Below are 16,383 nucleotides of genomic sequence, written 5' to 3'. Positions count from 1 at the left end.
GGACAGGGAGTAGAAGACTGCTGCACTGCAACAGATTCTAGGTCGCAGGCCACACGAGACCGGGCATGAGTTACCCTGATGCGCTTGTCCGTACTTTCTTCATGCCGGCAAGAAAAAAGCACCTACGGTTTCCCGCAAGTGCTTGATTTCATTGGTAGGCGCGATTGGACTCGAACCAACGACCCCCACCATGTCAAGGTGGTGCTCTAACCAGCTGAGCTACGCGCCTGAAAGATTCGAAGCCGCAGAGTATAGCCGATTGGCGATGGCTGGCCGCGGAAGGCGGTGGAAATTTCAGCGCCGGCGCGCCACGCGCACGCCGGTCACATCCTGCACCTGGCGCAGCACATGGGCCAGGCGCTGCGTGTCGCTGACTTCGACGGTGAAGGTCATCCATGCCCAGCCCTTGACGGACTGGGTCTGCACGCCGATGACGTTCATCTTCTCGCGCGCGAACAAATCCGAGATGTCGCGCAGCAGGCCCTGGCGGTCCAGCGCCTCGACCGCCACGTCGACCGGGTAGGCCGGCGAATGGCCGGTGGCGGGCGTGCTCCAGCCGACCTCGATCACGCGTTCGGGCTCGCGCGCCTGCAGTTCGCGGAAGGTGTTGCAGTCGCGCCGGTGCACGCTGACGCCGCGCCCGCGTGTGACGTAGCCCGCGATGTCGTCGGGCGGCGCGGGCTTGCAGCAGCGCGCCGGCTGCGTGAGCAGCGAATCCAGCCCCACCACCAGCACGCCGCCGCGGGCACCACCGCCGCCATCGGTGCGCGCCTTGCGCAACACCTGCTCGTCGGCATCGGGCACGGGCTCGGGGGCGCAGCACGGTCTCGATGGCGCGCAGCGACAGCTCGTCCTTGCCGACGGTCTCGAACAGCGCGTCGGGCGTCTTGAAGCCCAGTTCACCGGCCAGGTGATCCAGCGCAATGGCGGTGCGGCCTTCGCGCTGCAGCAGCTTCTCGACCATCTCGCGCCCGCGGGCGATGGTCTCGCGCGTCTGCTGGGCGTTGAACCAGGCGCGCACCTTCGACTTGGCGCGCGACGAGGCCAGGAAATGCAGATCGGGATTCAGCCAGTCGCGCGACGGGCCGCCCTCCTTGGCCGAGATCACCTCGACCGTCTGGCCGTTCTTCAGCGGCGTGTGCAGCGGCACCATGGCGCCGTCGACGCGCGCACCGCGGCAGCGGTGGCCCAGCTCGGTGTGCAGCGTGTATGCGAAGTCCACCGCCGTCGCGCCCGCCGGCAGTTCGACGATGGCGGCTTGCGGCGTGAGCACGTAGATGCGGTCGTCGAACAGGCCGTATTGCGGCGCCGCGCCCGAGAGGTCGCGCTCCCATGCCAGCAGCTGGCGCAGCACGGCGATCTTGGCGTCGTAATCGCTTTCGGCGCTGACGCCGACATAGCCCTTGGTGCCCGCCTCCTTGTAGGCCCAGTGCGCGGCCACGCCGTGCTCGGCGTGCTGGTGCATCTGGTGCGTGCGAATCTGGATTTCCCACGCGCGGCCATCGCCGTCGCGCACCACGGTGTGCAGCGACTGGTAGCCATTGCCCTTGGGCTTGGCGATGTAGTCGTCGAACTCCTGCGGCACCGGCATGAAGCGCTGGTGCACCCAGCCGAGCGCCCGGTAGCAGTCCTCCACCGTGGGCACCAGCACGCGCAGCGCGCGCACGTCGAACACCTGGTCGAAGTCCAGCGCCTTGCCGCGCATCTTGCGCACGATGGAACTGATGTGCTTGGGCCGCCCCGTCACGCTGGCGTCGATGCCCTGGGCGCACAGCGCCGACTCGATCTCGGCGCGGCGCTGCTCCAGCGCGGCTTCGCGCTCGACGCGCTTTTCGTCCAGCAGCGAGGCCACCATGCGGTAGGTCTCGGGCTCCTGGAAGCGGAAGATCAGGTCCTCCATCTCCCACTTGATCTGCCAGATGCCCAGGCGGTTGGCCAGCGGCGCGAACACCTCGTGCGATTCGCGCAGCAGGCTGGGTGCCGGCACCTTGCGCGCCGATGCGCACCAGCGCAGCGTCTGCAGGCGCGATGCCAGGCGCAGCAGCACCACGCGCAGGTCGCGGCTGAAGGCCAGCAGCATCTTGCGCACGAACTCGGTCTGCTGGCCGGCCAGTTCCGAATCGCCCAGTTGGTCGTGCCGGCTGGCGCGCGAGCGCTGCTGCACCCGCTCCAGCTTCGAGGTCTCGATGGCCAGCCGGGCAAAGCTGTCGCCGAAGGCCTTGCCGATCACCTCGTCCGGGCGGTTGAGCTGGCTGCTGGCGTAGCTCAGGTACACCGCGGCCTGGATGTCGTCGGAGCCGCCGATGCCGGCCAGGATGTCGGCCGTGGCATCGGCATGGGCCAGCACGTTCTCGCCCGACGAGGTGGCTTCGCCCGCCAGCAGCGGCTCGGCAAAGGCGCGGGCGCGCGCGCGCATCTCGCCGACGACGTCGCTGCCACCGCCCGTGGCCGTGACCACGTCGGCCAGCGGCTGGCGCGAGGTCTGAGATGGCAGCGCCAGCGTCTTCATGGCGCGGGCAACAGAAAGTCGAGCACCGTCGCCACCTGATCGGCCGCCACCAGCGTGGGTGCGTGGCCCACACCGGCAAATTCGACCACGCGCGGGCGCGGGCCGCGCGCCGCCATGGCCTGCGCGGTGGCGGGTGACAGCAGGTCGGAGTCGGCGCCGCGGATCACCAGCGTCTCGGCCTGCACGCGGTCGTACAGCTGCCACAGCGCGGCTTCGCCGTCGGCCGCAGATTGCTGCGTGAGCGCGCCATACGGCACGGCGATGGCCGGGTCGTAGTGCATGCGCCAGCTGCTGCCCGGCACCGGGCGCAGCATGGGGCGCGACAGCGCCAGCCACTGCTCGTCGCTGTGCGGGCCGAAGCCGGCGGAAATCTCGCGCATGCGCGCGGCCGCCGCCTCGACGGAGTCGAAGGTGCCGGCCTTGCCCAGGTACTGGCCGATGCGCTCCAGCGCCTGCCATTCGATGACCGGGCCAACATCGTTCAGCACCAGCCGGTGCAGGGGCGCGGGCAGCGGCAGGTCGGGCATGCCGGCCAGCGTCATGCCGATCAGGCCGCCCATGCTGGTGCCCACCCAGTCGAAGGTGGCGATGGGCGCCTGCGCCTGCAGCGTGTTCAGCAGCACCAGCATGTCGCCGACGTAGGTGGGGAACTGGTAGCCCATCGGGTCCTTCAGCCAGTCGCTTTCGCCGCGGCCCACCACGTCGGGGCAGACCACGCGCAGCGCCTGCCCCTGCGCAGCGGCGCGCGCCAGCAGGGCGCGGGCCAGCACGTCGAAGTCGCGCCCCTGGCGCGACAGGCCATGCGTGCACACCACCAGGTGCGGCGCCGCCGCATCGCCCCATTGCCAGTAGGCCATGCGGTGGCCGCCGTGCGCGTCAGGACAGGCAACGTGAGCGAGGGTGGGCGGGGTCATGGGCGGCAGGAAGATGGGACGAGCCCATGGTAAAGCAAGGCGGCAATCCGATGGATCAACGAGCCGGGATCATGAAAAAACAGGAGCTGCTTGCGCTTTGTACAAGACAGATTCAGATAGTTTTATATCTGAAACGCTTTAAAAACGCGCGCAAGCAGCTATCAATACAGAAGCAATGATGGCACTCGAACCATCAGAGGCCGTCCCGCGGAATGCCGCCAGCGCGGCCGGCCAGCCTAGTGGCAACGCGCGGCCCGATGCCTGCGCCCGCCAGCGGTGCTGCCCGGGCGGCGCCAGGGCGCGCTTACCTGGCCTGCACCGAGCCCGACACCGTGACCTGCACGATGCTCTTGCCCGGCTCCACCGGCACCGGGGCGGCCTCGGCGCTCATGGCCTGGGCCTTGGCCATACCGTACATGCGCGGCTGAAAGCCCGAGTCGTCGCTGCTGACGCTGACTTCGCGCAGCGTGTAGCCGGCGAAGCCGAAGGCCTTGGCGATCTCGGCCGCCCGGGCCTTGAAGCGCTCGATGGCCAGCGCCTGCGCCTCGCCCTCCACCCTGGCGCGCTGTTCGCGGCTGAGGCCGAAGGCGATGTTGCCGATGGTCAGGCTGCTGGCGCGCGCGGCGGCCTGCGTGATGCGTGCGAAGTCGCGCCCTTCCAGCACCAGCTCGGCCCGGCCCTGCCAGCCGCTGATCTTGCCGTCGCGGTTGTAGCGCGGGTGGATGCTGAAGTCGCCCGTGCGCACGTCCATCTGCCCCGGCTGTGCCGTGGTCTTGACCTGCGCCAGCGCGGCGTCCAGCGCCTTGCGCAGCTCGGCCTGCACGCCGGCGGCGTCGGCGCCCTCGCGCGAGGTGGTGAGCGACAGCGTGAGCAGGTCCTGCTGCACCTCGACCTGGCCCGTGGCCGAAAGCTGCAGCACGTTCTGGGGCGGGGCAATGGTCATGGCACTGATGGGGGTGGTTTGCGCGTGGGCCAGCGCGGCGCCCAGGCCAAACAACAGGCCCATCGCCACGGTGCGGGTGATGCGTGTGGTCATGCGGAATGAGGGATCGACAAGCGCCTGATCGGCGCGGGGAGTATCTTGTCATGACTGACTCGGCACGCCTGTCAGACAAGGGCGGCAGTTGCGGCGCCTGCCCTGGCCCAGCGTGTGCAGCGTCAGCGCTGGCCGATCTGCGCGGTGGTTGGTGGCTCCAGGTCGGGCCGCATCGATGCGCGCCGGATCTGCTCGCGCAGCTGCAGGCGCTGCTCGGCGGTCAGGCGACGGTCGGGGCTGCCGGCCTCGCGCTGGCGGTGCACGGCGTCCACCGCCATCCACAGCGGGCTGCGCTGGTCGGCAGCCGACGCGGCCACGCTGGGCCGCAGTTCGGCGCGCGGGCCCATGTCGGTCGACTCGCCGCTAAGCTGCGCCAGCGCCATGGTCGGCGCCGCGCACAGCCCCAGACTCAGCCACAGAAAAGGAACGCGGTTCATGGTCATCACAACGCTCCAACGATCCCATGCCGGTACGTGTTTGTCCTTCAGATAGGCACCGCGCGGGGCAACAGATGTAACACTGTGAAAGGCACGCCGGGTAAACCCGAATTTTTTCGGCATCAGGGCCACAATGGGTCTGTTACAAATAAGACCGAAGGGTTTGAATGAACCAGGCAACCAACCGAACCGACAAGATCGTCGTCGTCGATGACGATGCGCGCATCCGCGACCTGCTGCGCCGCTACCTGGCGCAGGAAGGCTTCGAGGTGATCGTGGCCGAGGACGCCAAGGCGCTGTCGCGCATCATGCTGCGCGACACCATCGACCTGATCGTGCTCGACCTCATGATGCCCGGCGAGGACGGCCTGTCGGTGTGCCGCCGCCTGCGCGCGGCGGGCGACAAGACGCCGATCATCATGCTCACCGCCAAGGGCGAGGACGTGGACCGCATCGTCGGCCTCGAAGTCGGTGCCGACGACTACCTGGGCAAGCCGTTCAACCCGCGCGAGCTGCTGGCGCGCATCCACGCCGTGCTGCGCCGCCGCCCCCGCAGGAGGCGCCGGGCGCGCCGTCGGCCGAGAACGAATCCGTCACCTTCGGCCCCTTCGCCTTCGACCTCGGCGCGCGCACGCTGCACAAGAACGGCGAGGAGATTTCGCTCACCACCGGCGAATTCGCCATGCTGAAGGCGCTGGTGCGCCACCCGCGCCAGCCGCTGAGCCGCGAGAAGCTGGCGCAACTGGCACGCGGGCGCGAGTTCGAGCCCTTCGACCGCAGCCTGGACGTGCAGATCTCGCGCCTGCGCAAGCTGATCGAGGCCGACGCCGCCAGCCCGCGCTACATCCAGACCGTGTGGGGCGTGGGCTACGTGTTCGTGCCCGACGGCACGAGCTGATGCGCCACCCCTGCGCTGCCTTTTGCGCCCCGCCGCCACGGCAGGCCGGCGGCGCAGGATCTGCTGCGCCGCGCGCAGGCTGCCGGCGCACACGCCGGCACCGGCGGCGGCGCACGGTGGCGGCTTGGCCGAGCAGCCAGCACCGCAGCCATGAGCGCGGTGGTGCAGCCGCCGGGCGCCGACGTGGCCGCGCCCAGCACGCGGCCCGACCTGCTGACCGACTCCATGAACGCGCCGCTGGAGGTGGAGCGCGAGGCACGCCCACCCATCGGCCTGAGCCTGTTCTGGCGCACCTTCTTCATGCTGGCGCTGCTGCTGCTGGGCAGCTCGGTCGGCTGGTACCAGATGTTCCGCACGCTCGAGTACGAGCCGCGCGTGATCGACAACGCACGCCAGATCGCGTCGCTCGTCAACCTGTCGCGCGCCGCGCTGATCCACTCCGACGCCATCGCCCGCGTCTCACTCATCAAGACGCTGGCCGAGCAGGAGAAGGTGCGCATCCTGCCGCGCGAGCCGGGTGACCGCTTCGACCTGTTCAACCAGACCGAGCTGGAACGCCGCATGAGCGCCGAGATCATGGCCCGCCTGGGCCCCGGCACCGTGGTGGCCAGCCGTGTGAACGACGAGGCGGGGCTGTGGGTGGGGTTCCAGATCGAGGGCGACTCGTACTGGCTGCTGACCGACCGCTCGCGCGTGGGCGCGCTGCTGGGCGGCAGCGCGTGGCTGCTGTGGCTGGCCATGCTGGGCATGGTGTCGCTGATCGGCGCGGCGCTGCTGGCGCGCTTCATCAACCGGCCGCTGCGGCAGCTGTCGATTGCCGCCGCGCGCGTGCGCGGGGCGACTATCTGCAGGGCCGGCTGGACGAGAACGCGCGCTCGGCCGAGATCCGCGAGGTCAATGTCGGCTTCAACCGCATGGCCGACCAGCTGTCGAAGATCGAGCAGGACCGCGCCGAGATGCTGGCCGGCATCTCGCACGACCTGCGCACGCCGCTGGCGCGCCTGCGGCTGGAAACCGAGATGAGCGTGCCCGACGCCGAGGCGCGCGACCACATGGTGGCCGACATCGAGCAGGTCGACACCATCATCGACAAGTTCCTCGACTACGCCCGGCCCGACCACGTGACGCTGCAGGCGCTGCCGCTGGCCGAGCTGGCCGATGCCGCCGCGGCGCCCTTCACCCTGCGCGACGACATGCAGGTGCAGATCGACATCCCGCCCGAGTTGCGCGTGATGGGCGACGACGTGGAGCTGTCGCGCGTGCTGGGCAACCTGCTGGAGAACGCGCGCCGCTACGGCAAGACGCCCGGCACCGGCGTCACGCGCGTGCGCATCGCCGCCACCGTGCGCGACCAGTGGGTCACGCTGCGCGTGCGCGACCACGGCCCCGGCGTGGCGCCCGACGTGCTGCCCAGCCTGACGCGCCCGTTCTTCCGCGGCGACAGCGCCCGCACCGCCGCCACCGGCGCCGGCCTGGGGCTGGCCATCGTCGCCAAGATGGTGCAGAACATGGGCGGCTCGCTGGACCTGAGCAACAGCCCCAGCGGCGGCCTGATGGCGGTCATCCGCCTGCAGCAGGCGCCCGAGCAGCGCGGCGGCTCGTCGCTGCTGAAGAAGCGGCGCACTGGCGGCACCTCATAGTCAAAACAGGCTCCAGCGCCCGTCCAGTGGGCGTGAGCAGCTACCGAAACAATAGTATCGTGGCACGCGCCTCGATCGCCGCGCCCTGCCCCACCGTGCCCAGGCGCTCGGCCGTCTTGGCCTTCACGTTGACCTGCGGCGCGGCCACCTCCAGGACCTCGGCAATGCGCGCCACCATGGCGGGGATGTGCGCCGCCAGGCGCGGCGCCTGCGCCACCACGGTGCTGTCCACGTTGCCGATGCGCCAGCCGGCGGCACGCACGCGGCGCGCCGCCTCGGCCAGCAACGCGGCCGAATCGGCGCCCTTGAAGCGTGCGTCCGTGTCCGGAAAATGCCGGCCGATGTCGCCCAGCCCGGCCGCGCCCAGCAGCGCGTCGGTGATGGCATGCAGCAGCACATCGGCGTCGGAGTGGCCCAGCAGGCCGTGCGTGTGGGGCACGCGCACGCCGCCGATCATGAGCGGCCGCCCGGGCACCAGGGCGTGCACGTCCCAGCCTTCGCCGATGCGGAACGGGGGCGCGTCTTGAATCGGGTTCATGCGATTCGGCTCCTCAGCACGGCCTCGGCCAGCGCAAAGTCCTCGGGATAGGTGACCTTGAAGTTCTGGGCGCTGCCCGGCACCAGCAGCGGCGCCAGGCCGGCCAGTTCGATGGCGCTGGCCTCGTCGGTGATGCCGGCGAAGCCACCCGCCGCGTGCGCCGCCAGGGCGTCGCGCAGCAGGCCGATGCGGAACATCTGCGGCGTCTGGGCCAGCCATTTGTGCGCGCGGTCGATGGTGGCGTCGACGCGCCCGTCGGCGCCCGCGTGCTTCAGCGTATCGGGCAGCGGCAGCGCCAGCAGGCCACCCACGGCATCGGGCAGGCAGGCGTCGATCAGGGCGTCGATCTGCGCCGGCGCGATGAGGCAGCGCGCCGCGTCGTGCACCAGCACCCAGTCGGTGGGCCGCGCGCCCTCGGCCAGCAGGCGCTGCAGACCATTGAAAACGCTCTCGGCGCGCGTGGCGCCGCCGCAGTTTGCTACCAAGATCGAAGTGCTCTGCGGCTGTAGAAAGCCGTCGCCCGGCGCCACCACCACCAGCACGCGGGCGATGCGCGGCACCCCGCGAACGCCGCCAGCGTGTGCTGCACCATCGGCCGCCCGGCGACCGGCTGGTATTGCTTGGGCTGCGCCGTGCCGGCGCGCGAGCCCGTGCCGGCGCAGGGCAGCAGGGCAAAACAACGTGCGGTGGAGGAATCGGCAGGCATGAGCGCCGCATTGTAGTGACACCGCCGCACACACTACACTTTCAATAGCTTGCCGCGCTTGCTGGGCGGCGGATGAAGCCATGTTTCTTCATGAATCAACGTGGCGCGGCAGGGCCCGCAGGCACACCGGCGCCGGCGATGACCGTCGCCTCGGCGCCATCACGGTCGAAACTATTATTTCGATAGCTTCTCGCGCTTTCCACACAAGCGCTGGCGGCCAAAATCATTCGAAAATCCCGTCGGCATAAAATCGTGCCCGCACCCCCGCCCAGCCCGGCCGGGGTTTTTGTCGTTTCCGCCGTCCCCATCTGCCTGCCCATGGACCTGCCCAAGCTCATTCCCGGCAAACGCCACGCCATGCCGCGCCCGCCCGGCTCGGCCGATGCTCTGCTGCTGGCACAACTTGCGCGGCGCGAAGCCGGCCACAAGAAGTTGACCGCCGTCGTCACCGCCGACGCGAGCGATGCGCTGCGGCTGCTGAACGAGCTGGCCTTCTTCGCGCCCGACCTGCGCAGCGTGCTGTTCCCCGACTGGGAGACGCTGCCTTACGACAGCTTCAGCCCGCACCAGGACCTGATCAGCGAGCGCCTGGCCACGCTGTGGGCCATTCGCCAGCAACAGGCCGACCTGGTGGTGATGCCCGCCACCACCGCGCTGTATCGCCTCGCGCCGCCCAGCTTCCTGGCCGGCACCACCTTCCACTTCAAGCAGGGGCAGAAGCTGGATGAGGCGGCGTTGAAGTCGCAGCTCACCCTGGCCGGCTACACGCACGTGACGCAGGTGGTGAGCCCCGGCGAATACGCGGTGCGCGGCGGGCTGATCGACCTGTTCCCGATGGGCAGCCCGCAGCCCTTTCGCGTCGATCTGTTCGACGACGAGATCGACTCGATCCGCGCCTTCGACCCCGACACCCAGCGCAGCCTGTACCCCGTGCCCGAGGTGCGCCTGCTGCCCGGGCGCGAGTTTCCGACGCATGAAGAGGCGCGCGCCAAGTTCCGCAGCCGCTGGCGCGAACTGCTGGAGGGCGACCCGACGCGCAGCCGCATCTACAAGGACATGGGCAACGGCGTGGCCACCGCGGGCATCGAGTACTACCTGCCGCTGTTCTTCGACGACACGGTGACGGTGCTTGATTACCTGGGCGCCGACGCCACGCTGGTGCTGCACGGCGACCTGGAAGCCGCCTTCAGCCAGTTCACGCAGGACACGCGCGAGCGCTACCGCCTGGCGCAGGGCGACCCAGAGCGCCCGGTGCTGCCGCCCGAGGCGCTGTTCCTGAGCGCCGAGGATTTTTACCTGGGCGCCAAGGCGCACGCGCAGCTGGCGCTGCGCCCGGCTTCACTCCCTCTCCCCTCTGGGGAGAGGGCTGGGGTGAGGGCGCGGCGTCTGATGGAGGCGCCGCCAGCCTTCCCCCAGAGAGAGAGAGCCAACCCCGACTTCGCCGAATTCGACTGCCTGCCCGATCTGACCGTGGTACGCGGCGCCGACGACCCGCTGGCGCGGCTGCAGGCCCACATCGCCGGCACCGCGCAGCGCGTGCTGGTGCTGGCCGAGCGCGGGCCGGCGCGAGCCTGCTCGACTTTCTGCGCGCCAGCGGCCTGAACCCGCCCGCCTTCGATTCGCTGGCCGAGTTCCAGCAAAGCGCCGATGAGCCCACCGGGATCGCCACCGCCGCGCTCATGCAGGGCTTCGCCTGGCTCGAAGGCGGCATCGACTTCGTCACCGAGACCGAGCTGTTCGCCGCCGGCCCCACCACGCGCAAGCGCCGCAAGCAGGAGCAGGTCAGCGACGTCGATGCCCTGATCAAGGACCTGAGCGAGCTGAGCTGGGCGACCCGGTGGTGCACGCGCAGCACGGCATCGGGCGCTACCGCGGGCTGGTGAACATGGACCTGGGCGCCCGCAACGCCGACGGCACACCCGCGCTGCAGGAGATGCTGCACCTGGAATACGCCGGCGCCGCCACGCTGTACGTGCCGGTATCGCAACTGCACCTGATCGGCCGCTACACCGGCGTGAGTGCCGACGAGGCACCGCTGCACAAGCTGGGCAGCGGCCAGTGGGAAAAAGCCAAGCGCAAGGCGGCCGAGCAGGTGCGCGATGCGGCCGCCGAGCTGCTCAACATCTACGCCCGCCGCGCCGCGCGCGAGGGCCATGCCTTCCGCTACAGCCCGAACGACTACGAGCAGTTCGCGGCCGACTTCGGCTTCGAGGAAACCGCCGACCAGAAGGCCGCCATCCACGCCGTGGTGCAGGACATGATCAGCCCGCAGCCCATGGACCGCCTGGTGTGCGGCGACGTCGGCTTCGGCAAGACCGAGGTGGCGCTGCGTGCGGCCTTTGTGGCGGTGACGGGCGGCAAGCAGGTGGCCTTCCTCGCGCCCACCACGCTGCTGGCCGAGCAGCATTACCTGACGCTGGCGGATCGCTTTGCCAAGTGGCCGGTGAAGGTGGCGGGCATGAGCCGCTTCAACTCGGCCAAGGAAGTCAACGCCACGCTGAAAGGGCTGGCCGATGGCAGCGTAGACATCGTCGTCGGCACGCACAAGCTGCTGAGCGAGAAGACGCAATTCAAGAACCTGGGCCTGCTCATCATCGACGAGGAGCACCGCTTCGGCGTGCGCCACAAGGAACAGATGAAGCAGTTCCGCGCCGAAGTGGACGTGCTCACGCTGACCGCCACGCCGATCCCCGCACCATGGGCATGGCGCTGGAGGGCCTGCGGGACTTGAGCGTGATCGCCACCGCGCCGCAGCGCCGCCTGGCCATCAAGACCTTCGTGCGCAATGAGGGCACGGGCGTGATCCGCGAAGCCGTGCTGCGCGAGCTGAAGCGCGGCGGGCAGGTCTACTTCCTGCACAACGAGGTCGAGACGATCGAGAACCGCCGCCAGGCGCTGGAAAAATCCTGCCCGAGGCGCGCATCGCCATCGCCCACGGCCAGATGCCCGAGCGCGAACTGGAGCGCGTGATGCGCGACTTCGTCGCCCAGCGCCACAACCTGCTGCTGTGCTCGACCATCATCGAGACCGGCATCGACGTGCCCACGGCCAACACCATCGTCATCGCCCGCGCCGACAAGTTCGGCCTGGCGCAGCTGCACCAGTTGCGCGGGCGCGTGGGCCGCAGCCACCACCAAGCCTATGCGTATCTGATGGTGCCCGAAATCGAAAGCCTGACCAAGCAGGCCGCGCAGCGCCTCGACGCCATTCAGCAGATGGAAGAGCTGGGCAGCGGCTTCTACCTGGCCATGCACGACCTGGAGATTCGCGGCGCCGGCGAGGTGCTGGGCGAGAACCAGAGCGGCAACATGATGGAGATCGGCTTTCAGCTCTACAACGAGATGCTGGCCGAGGCGGTGCGCAGCTTGAAGGCCGGCAAGGAGCCCGACCTGCTGGCACCCATGCAGGCGGTGACCGAGATCAACCTGCACGCCCCCGCCCTGCTGCCCAACGACTACTGTGGCGACGTGCACCTGCGCCTGTCGTTCTACAAGAAGCTCGCCACGGCCAAGACCAACGACCAGATCGACGCGCTGCTCGAGGAGATCGTCGACCGCTTCGGCAAGCTTCCCGCCCAGGCACAGACGCTGATCGATGTGCACCGCCTGCGCGTGCTGTCGGCACCCTACGGCGTGCAGAAGGTGGACGCGGCGCCGGGCGTGATCAACATCGCCTTCCGCCCCAACCCACCGATCGACCCCATGGCCATCATCCAGATGATCCAGAAGAACAAGCACATCAAGCTGGCCGGCAACGACAAGCTGCGCGTGGAAAAGGCGCTGCCCGAGGCGGCGGCACGTGCCCAGATGGTGCGCGACGTGCTGCGCGGCTTGCGCCTGGCAGCCGCGCCCGCCTGACTGGCGGCGCGGAAAGCGTCCTACAGCCCAAGAAGCTTCATTTGCACAGCCCGCGACCAGGGTGGCGCCTAGAGTCCAACTCAGGCTTTGCGTCAGCGAGATGTACCCGGCGATTCGCAGGCCCTTTTCCATACCTTCAAGGAGTGACAAATGACAAGACTGAAGTCAGTGGCCCTGTTCGCCGTGGCAGCCGCCCTGAGCAGCCCCGTGCTCGCCCAGGACGACCCCAACCAGAGCGCAGTCAACAGCGACACCTCGTTCCCCAATTCGCCCTACAAGGTCGAGAAGGGTTTCCCCGACGCCGGCGAGTTCAACCCCACCGGCCGTTACGTGCCGCCCCCGCCGCCCGTCGCCGTGGTGCCGCCGCCCCCGCCGCCTGTGGCACCGCCTCCGCCGCCCCCGCCGGCCGTGGCGCCCCCGCCTCCGCCGCCCCCAGCGCCGCCGCCTCCCCACCGCCGCCTCCGCCCCGTGCGGACCGCGGTTGATCAACGCACGGTTGATCTGCAACCAAGCCTCGGCCCGCCGGGGCTTTTTCGTCATCTTTACCCGGTCTGAAGACCCACGCATGAACGCTGCGGGCGTTTAGGCCGTATAAAGATCCCTGTGGTGAACGCAGTAGTCTTTCCCTATGCCGATGTTTGACCGTCTTTCCATCCATGCCAGCCGCTCGCTGGCCACCGCAATGGGCGCTGCCTTGTGTGCGCTGGCGCTGCAGGCACAGGCGTCCACCCCGTCCGGCATGGTGCCGCCCGCGTCCGAGACGTCTGGCACGGTGCAACAGTTCGCACAGGACGTGGTTCGCTCGGCCGATGCCGAGGGTCGCACCTTCGGCGTCATCGACAAACCCTCGGCCACGCTGTGGATCTTCGACGCGCAGGGTCGCCCGGTGGCCAGTTCGCCGGTGCTGGTCGGCCAGGCCGTGGGCGACGTGGCGCCGCCCGACATCGGCATGCGCCCGCTGTCCAAGGTCAAGCTGCACGAGAAAGTGACCAACGCCGGCCGCTTCGTCACCGAAGCCGGCAGCAATCACAAGGGCGAAGACATCGTGTGGCTGGACTACAACGCCGCCCTGTCGATGCACCGCGTGCGCAACGTGCCAGGTGAAAGCCGCACCAAGCGCCTGCAAACACCCACGGTGGCCGACAACCGCATTTCTTTCGGCTGCGTCAACATCCCGGCCAGCTTCTACGACCGCTACATCGACCCCCTGTTCAGTCGCTCAAGGGGGTGGTCTACGTATTGCCGGAAACCAAACCCATCGCCAGCCTGTTCCCGTTTGCCGATGGCAGCGTGCCTGCGCAGGCTGTGGCACAGCAAATCCCCGCCGCACGCTGAGCGATTGGCTCAGGCAAACTTCTGATGCGGCCGGCGGTGCTTGGTCGTCTCGCATCATTCCCTCGTGCATTCAACGGGCTATCGATGAACGGTGGCACGCTGTTGAAATGCCGTGCGTGCCTCTATTGGTTGATGAGCAGCCACCTGCGCATGGCCGCCATGGGGCCCGCACCGCGCGTCATGCCGCAGGCCGATTGGGGCTCCACGATAATGATGTTTTCGGCCGCTGACCGCCGAACCACCGGCGCGAACAGCTATCAATCTGCAAGCAATGAACCCGACCTCTCCATCAGAAATCAGACCCGGCCTCACGGTGCGTGGCTTCACGCCCCCACTTCATCTGCATGACTTCAAGCTGATCGCCTTCGACATGGACTCGACGCTGATCAACATCGAGTGCGTGGACGAGATCGCCGACGCCGCGGGCCGCAAAGCAGAGGTCGCGGCCATCACCGAAGCCGCCATGCGCGGTGAAATCACCGACTACAAGGAAAGCCTGCGTCAGCGTGTGGCGTTGCTGAAGGGCGTGACGGTGGCGCACATGCAGCAGGTCTACGACCAGCGCCTGCAACTCAACCCCGGCGCTGCCGAACTCGTCGCCGCCTGCCAGGCCGCTGGGTTGAAAACGCTCCTGGTGTCGGGTGGTTTCACGTTCTTCACCGACCGCATCCGCGACCGGCTGGGGCTGGACTTCACGCGCTCCAACGTCCTGGACGTGCAGGACGGCGTCCTCACCGGCCGCATGGTCGACCAGCCCTGGGGCGACATCTGTGACGGCGCCGAGAAGCGCCGCATGCTGCTCGAAACCTGCGCGCAACTGGGCATCGAGCCACGCCAGGCCATCGCCATGGGCGACGGCGCCAACGACTTGCCGATGATGGGCGCCGCGGGCCTGTCCGTCGCCTACCACGCCAAACCAGCCGTGCGTGCCCAGGCCATGGTCGCCATCGACAGCGGCGGGCTCGACCGCCTGCTGGAGGTTGTTCAGGCTGATTGAGCGCTTCGCGCAGTGCTGCTTTGAGCAGCGCGAGGAAACAAAAAAGCGACCAGCAAGGTCGCTTTTTTGTTTCTGGGTTTCTGGCGGAAACGGAGGGATTCGAACCCTCGATGAGGCTCTACACCCCATACTCCCTTAGCAGGGGAGCACCTTCGGCCACTCGGTCACGTTTCCAGCGCGAAGCCCGCATTATAGCCACCATCAGGCGGCGGCAGGCTGGTCCAGGTCGAACGCGCGGTGCAGGGCGCGAACGGCCAGTTCCATATATTTCTCGTCGATCACAACGGACGTCTTGATCTCGCTGGTGGAGATCATGATGATGTTGATGCCCTCCTCGCTCAGCACCCGGAACATCTTGCTGGCCACACCCACGTGGCTGCGCATGCCGATGCCGACGATGCTGACCTTGCAGATCTTCGGGTCGCCGATCACGTCGGCGGCGCCCAGCGCGGGCACGATCTTGTCCTTCAGCAGGTCGATCGTCTTCGTGTAGTCGTTGCGGTTGACGGTGAAGCTGAAGTCGGTCTTGCCGTCCTTGCTGACGTTCTGGATGATGACGTCGACCTCGATGTTGGCGTCGGCCACGGCGCCCAGAATCTGGTAGGCGATGCCCGGCTTGTCGGGCACGCCGAGCACGGAGATCTTGGCTTCGTCGCGGTTGAAGGCGATGCCGGAAACGACGGCGTGTTCCATTTGTTGGTCTTCCTCGAAAGTGATCAGGGTGCCGGAGTTGGCCTCTTCGGTCAGGTCGATGTCCCAGGGCGTGAAGCTGGAGAGCACGCGCATGGGCACCTTGTACTTGCCGGCGAATTCGACCGAGCGGATCTGCAGCACCTTGCTGCCCAGGCTGGCCATCTCCAGCATTTCCTCGAAGCTGATGGAGGCCAGGCGGCGTGCCTCGGGCACGATGCGCGGGTCGGTGGTGTAGACGCCATCCACGTCGGTGAAAATGAGTGCCTCGTCGGCCTTGAGCGCGGCCGCCACGGCCACGGCCGAGGTGTCGCTGCCGCCACGGCCGAGCGTGGTGATGTTGCCGCCTTCGTCGACGCCCTGGAAGCCGGTGATGATGACCACTTTGCCCGCATTCAGGTCGGCACGCACGCGCACATCGTCGATGCTGTCGATGCGCGCCTTGGTGTAGGCGTTGCTGGTCTTGATGGGCACCTGCCAGCCGGCGTAGCTGACGGCGGGCATGCCCTCGGCCTGCAGCGCGATGGCCAGCAGGGCGGACGAGGCCTGCTCACCCGTGGCGGCCAGCATGTCCTGCTCGCGGAAGTAATCCTGGGTCAGCTTGCCGGGCGCCAGCTCCTGGCCAGGGCGAGCAGCCGGTTGGTTTCGCCGCTCATGGCGCTGGGCACTACCACCACCTGGTGGCCGGCGCGCGCCCACTTGGCCACGCGCTTGGCAACCTGCGCGATGCGCTCGGTCGAGCCCATCGACGTGCCGCCGTATTTCTGAACGATCAATGCCATGACTGTGTTTTCTCAAGCGCCGCGGCACCAAGGCTGGGCTGCGG

At 68.4% G+C, this 16,383-nt stretch carries 7 protein-coding genes, 2 tRNA genes and 6 pseudogenes; 6 read left to right on the top strand and 9 right to left on the bottom strand.

The window, feature by feature from the left end:
• Window positions 1-152: 152 nt before the first annotated feature.
• The 3 genes and pseudogenes from H0I39_RS14300 to H0I39_RS14290 all read right to left on the bottom strand — a co-directional run bounded on the left by H0I39_RS14300 (window position 153) and on the right by H0I39_RS14290 (window position 3,423).
• A tRNA-Val gene (locus H0I39_RS14300) sits at window positions 153-229 on the bottom strand.
• A 65-nt stretch (window positions 230-294) separates the two neighbouring features.
• Window positions 295-2,509: pseudogene (locus H0I39_RS14295) on the bottom strand (RelA/SpoT family protein).
• On the bottom strand, window positions 2,506-3,423 hold the full coding sequence (locus H0I39_RS14290) for an alpha/beta fold hydrolase (protein WP_180550954.1): 918 nt from the start codon (window positions 3,421-3,423) through the stop codon (window positions 2,506-2,508). Before H0I39_RS14290 ends, H0I39_RS14295 begins: the two are co-directional and overlap by 4 nt.
• A gap of 26 nt (window positions 3,424-3,449) precedes the next feature.
• Here H0I39_RS14290 and H0I39_RS14285 point away from each other — a divergent pair, with 26 nt between their 5' ends.
• Window positions 3,450-3,602, top strand: coding sequence for a hypothetical protein (locus H0I39_RS14285; protein ID WP_180550953.1), 153 nt, complete (start codon window positions 3,450-3,452; stop codon window positions 3,600-3,602).
• A 125-nt stretch (window positions 3,603-3,727) separates the two neighbouring features.
• On the opposite strand, the gene H0I39_RS14280 is transcribed toward H0I39_RS14285, so the two are convergent.
• Window positions 3,728-4,459, bottom strand: a complete 732-nt coding sequence (locus H0I39_RS14280; RefSeq protein ID WP_373368306.1) for an SIMPL domain-containing protein — start codon at window positions 4,457-4,459, stop codon at window positions 3,728-3,730.
• A gap of 122 nt (window positions 4,460-4,581) precedes the next feature.
• On the bottom strand, window positions 4,582-4,902 hold the full coding sequence (locus H0I39_RS14275) for a hypothetical protein (protein ID WP_180550952.1): 321 nt from the start codon (window positions 4,900-4,902) through the stop codon (window positions 4,582-4,584).
• 161 nt (window positions 4,903-5,063) lie between these two features.
• On the opposite strand from H0I39_RS14275, the pseudogene ompR reads away from it, so the two are divergent.
• Together ompR and H0I39_RS14265 are read left to right on the top strand one after the other, a co-directional pair.
• A pseudogene (gene ompR, locus H0I39_RS14270) lies at window positions 5,064-5,794 on the top strand (osmolarity response regulator transcription factor OmpR).
• A 225-nt stretch (window positions 5,795-6,019) separates the two neighbouring features.
• Window positions 6,020-7,434: pseudogene (locus H0I39_RS14265) on the top strand (sensor histidine kinase family protein).
• Between the two features lie 40 nt (window positions 7,435-7,474).
• Here H0I39_RS14265 and ispF read toward each other — a convergent pair.
• Complete coding sequence (ispF, locus tag H0I39_RS14260) at window positions 7,475-7,972, bottom strand: 2-C-methyl-D-erythritol 2,4-cyclodiphosphate synthase (protein WP_180550951.1); 498 nt, start codon at window positions 7,970-7,972, stop codon at window positions 7,475-7,477.
• Window positions 7,969-8,678 (bottom strand): annotated as a pseudogene (gene ispD / locus H0I39_RS14255) (2-C-methyl-D-erythritol 4-phosphate cytidylyltransferase). The gene ispF and the pseudogene ispD overlap by 4 nt, the downstream one beginning before the upstream one ends.
• A gap of 318 nt (window positions 8,679-8,996) precedes the next feature.
• Between ispD and mfd the strand changes: the two are divergent.
• The 3 genes and pseudogenes from mfd (at window position 8,997) to serB (ending at window position 14,867) form a co-directional block, all read left to right on the top strand.
• Window positions 8,997-12,535, top strand: a pseudogene (gene mfd / locus H0I39_RS14250) (transcription-repair coupling factor).
• Between the two features lie 682 nt (window positions 12,536-13,217).
• Complete coding sequence (locus H0I39_RS14245; protein WP_180550950.1) at window positions 13,218-13,895, top strand: L,D-transpeptidase; 678 nt, start codon at window positions 13,218-13,220, stop codon at window positions 13,893-13,895.
• A gap of 246 nt (window positions 13,896-14,141) precedes the next feature.
• Entirely contained in the window at window positions 14,142-14,867 is a 726-nt protein-coding gene (serB, locus tag H0I39_RS14240; RefSeq protein ID WP_180550949.1) for a phosphoserine phosphatase SerB, read from the top strand.
• Between the two features lie 81 nt (window positions 14,868-14,948).
• Here the strand turns inward: serB and H0I39_RS14235 are convergent.
• Window positions 14,949-15,041: transfer RNA gene (locus H0I39_RS14235), tRNA-Ser, on the bottom strand.
• Window positions 15,042-15,068: 27 nt separating this feature from the next.
• Window positions 15,069-16,339: pseudogene (locus H0I39_RS14230) on the bottom strand (aspartate kinase).
• Between the last annotated feature and the right edge of the window lie 44 nt (window positions 16,340-16,383).

It is taken from the genome of Ottowia beijingensis (assembly GCF_013423955.1).
Lineage (GTDB): Bacteria > Pseudomonadota > Gammaproteobacteria > Burkholderiales > Burkholderiaceae_C > Ottowia > Ottowia beijingensis.
The sequence above is the reverse complement of the archived record's forward strand: the minus strand, read 5'-3'. Positions and strand labels throughout refer to the sequence as shown.

Excerpts from the sequence above, each read along its gene's own strand:
- H0I39_RS14290 (WP_180550954.1), bottom strand. The coding sequence starts at position 3,423 with ATGACCCCGCCCACCCTCGCTCACGTTGCCTGTCCTGACGCGCACGGC.
- H0I39_RS14285 (WP_180550953.1), top strand. The coding sequence starts at position 3,450 with ATGGTAAAGCAAGGCGGCAATCCGATGGATCAACGAGCCGGGATCATG.
- H0I39_RS14245 (WP_180550950.1), top strand. The coding sequence starts at position 13,218 with ATGGGCGCTGCCTTGTGTGCGCTGGCGCTGCAGGCACAGGCGTCCACC.
- serB (WP_180550949.1), top strand. The coding sequence starts at position 14,142 with ATGAACCCGACCTCTCCATCAGAAATCAGACCCGGCCTCACGGTGCGT.
- H0I39_RS14275 (WP_180550952.1), bottom strand. The coding sequence starts at position 4,902 with ATGACCATGAACCGCGTTCCTTTTCTGTGGCTGAGTCTGGGGCTGTGC.
- H0I39_RS14280 (WP_373368306.1), bottom strand. The coding sequence starts at position 4,459 with ATGACCACACGCATCACCCGCACCGTGGCGATGGGCCTGTTGTTTGGC.
- ispF (WP_180550951.1), bottom strand. The coding sequence starts at position 7,972 with ATGAACCCGATTCAAGACGCGCCCCCGTTCCGCATCGGCGAAGGCTGG.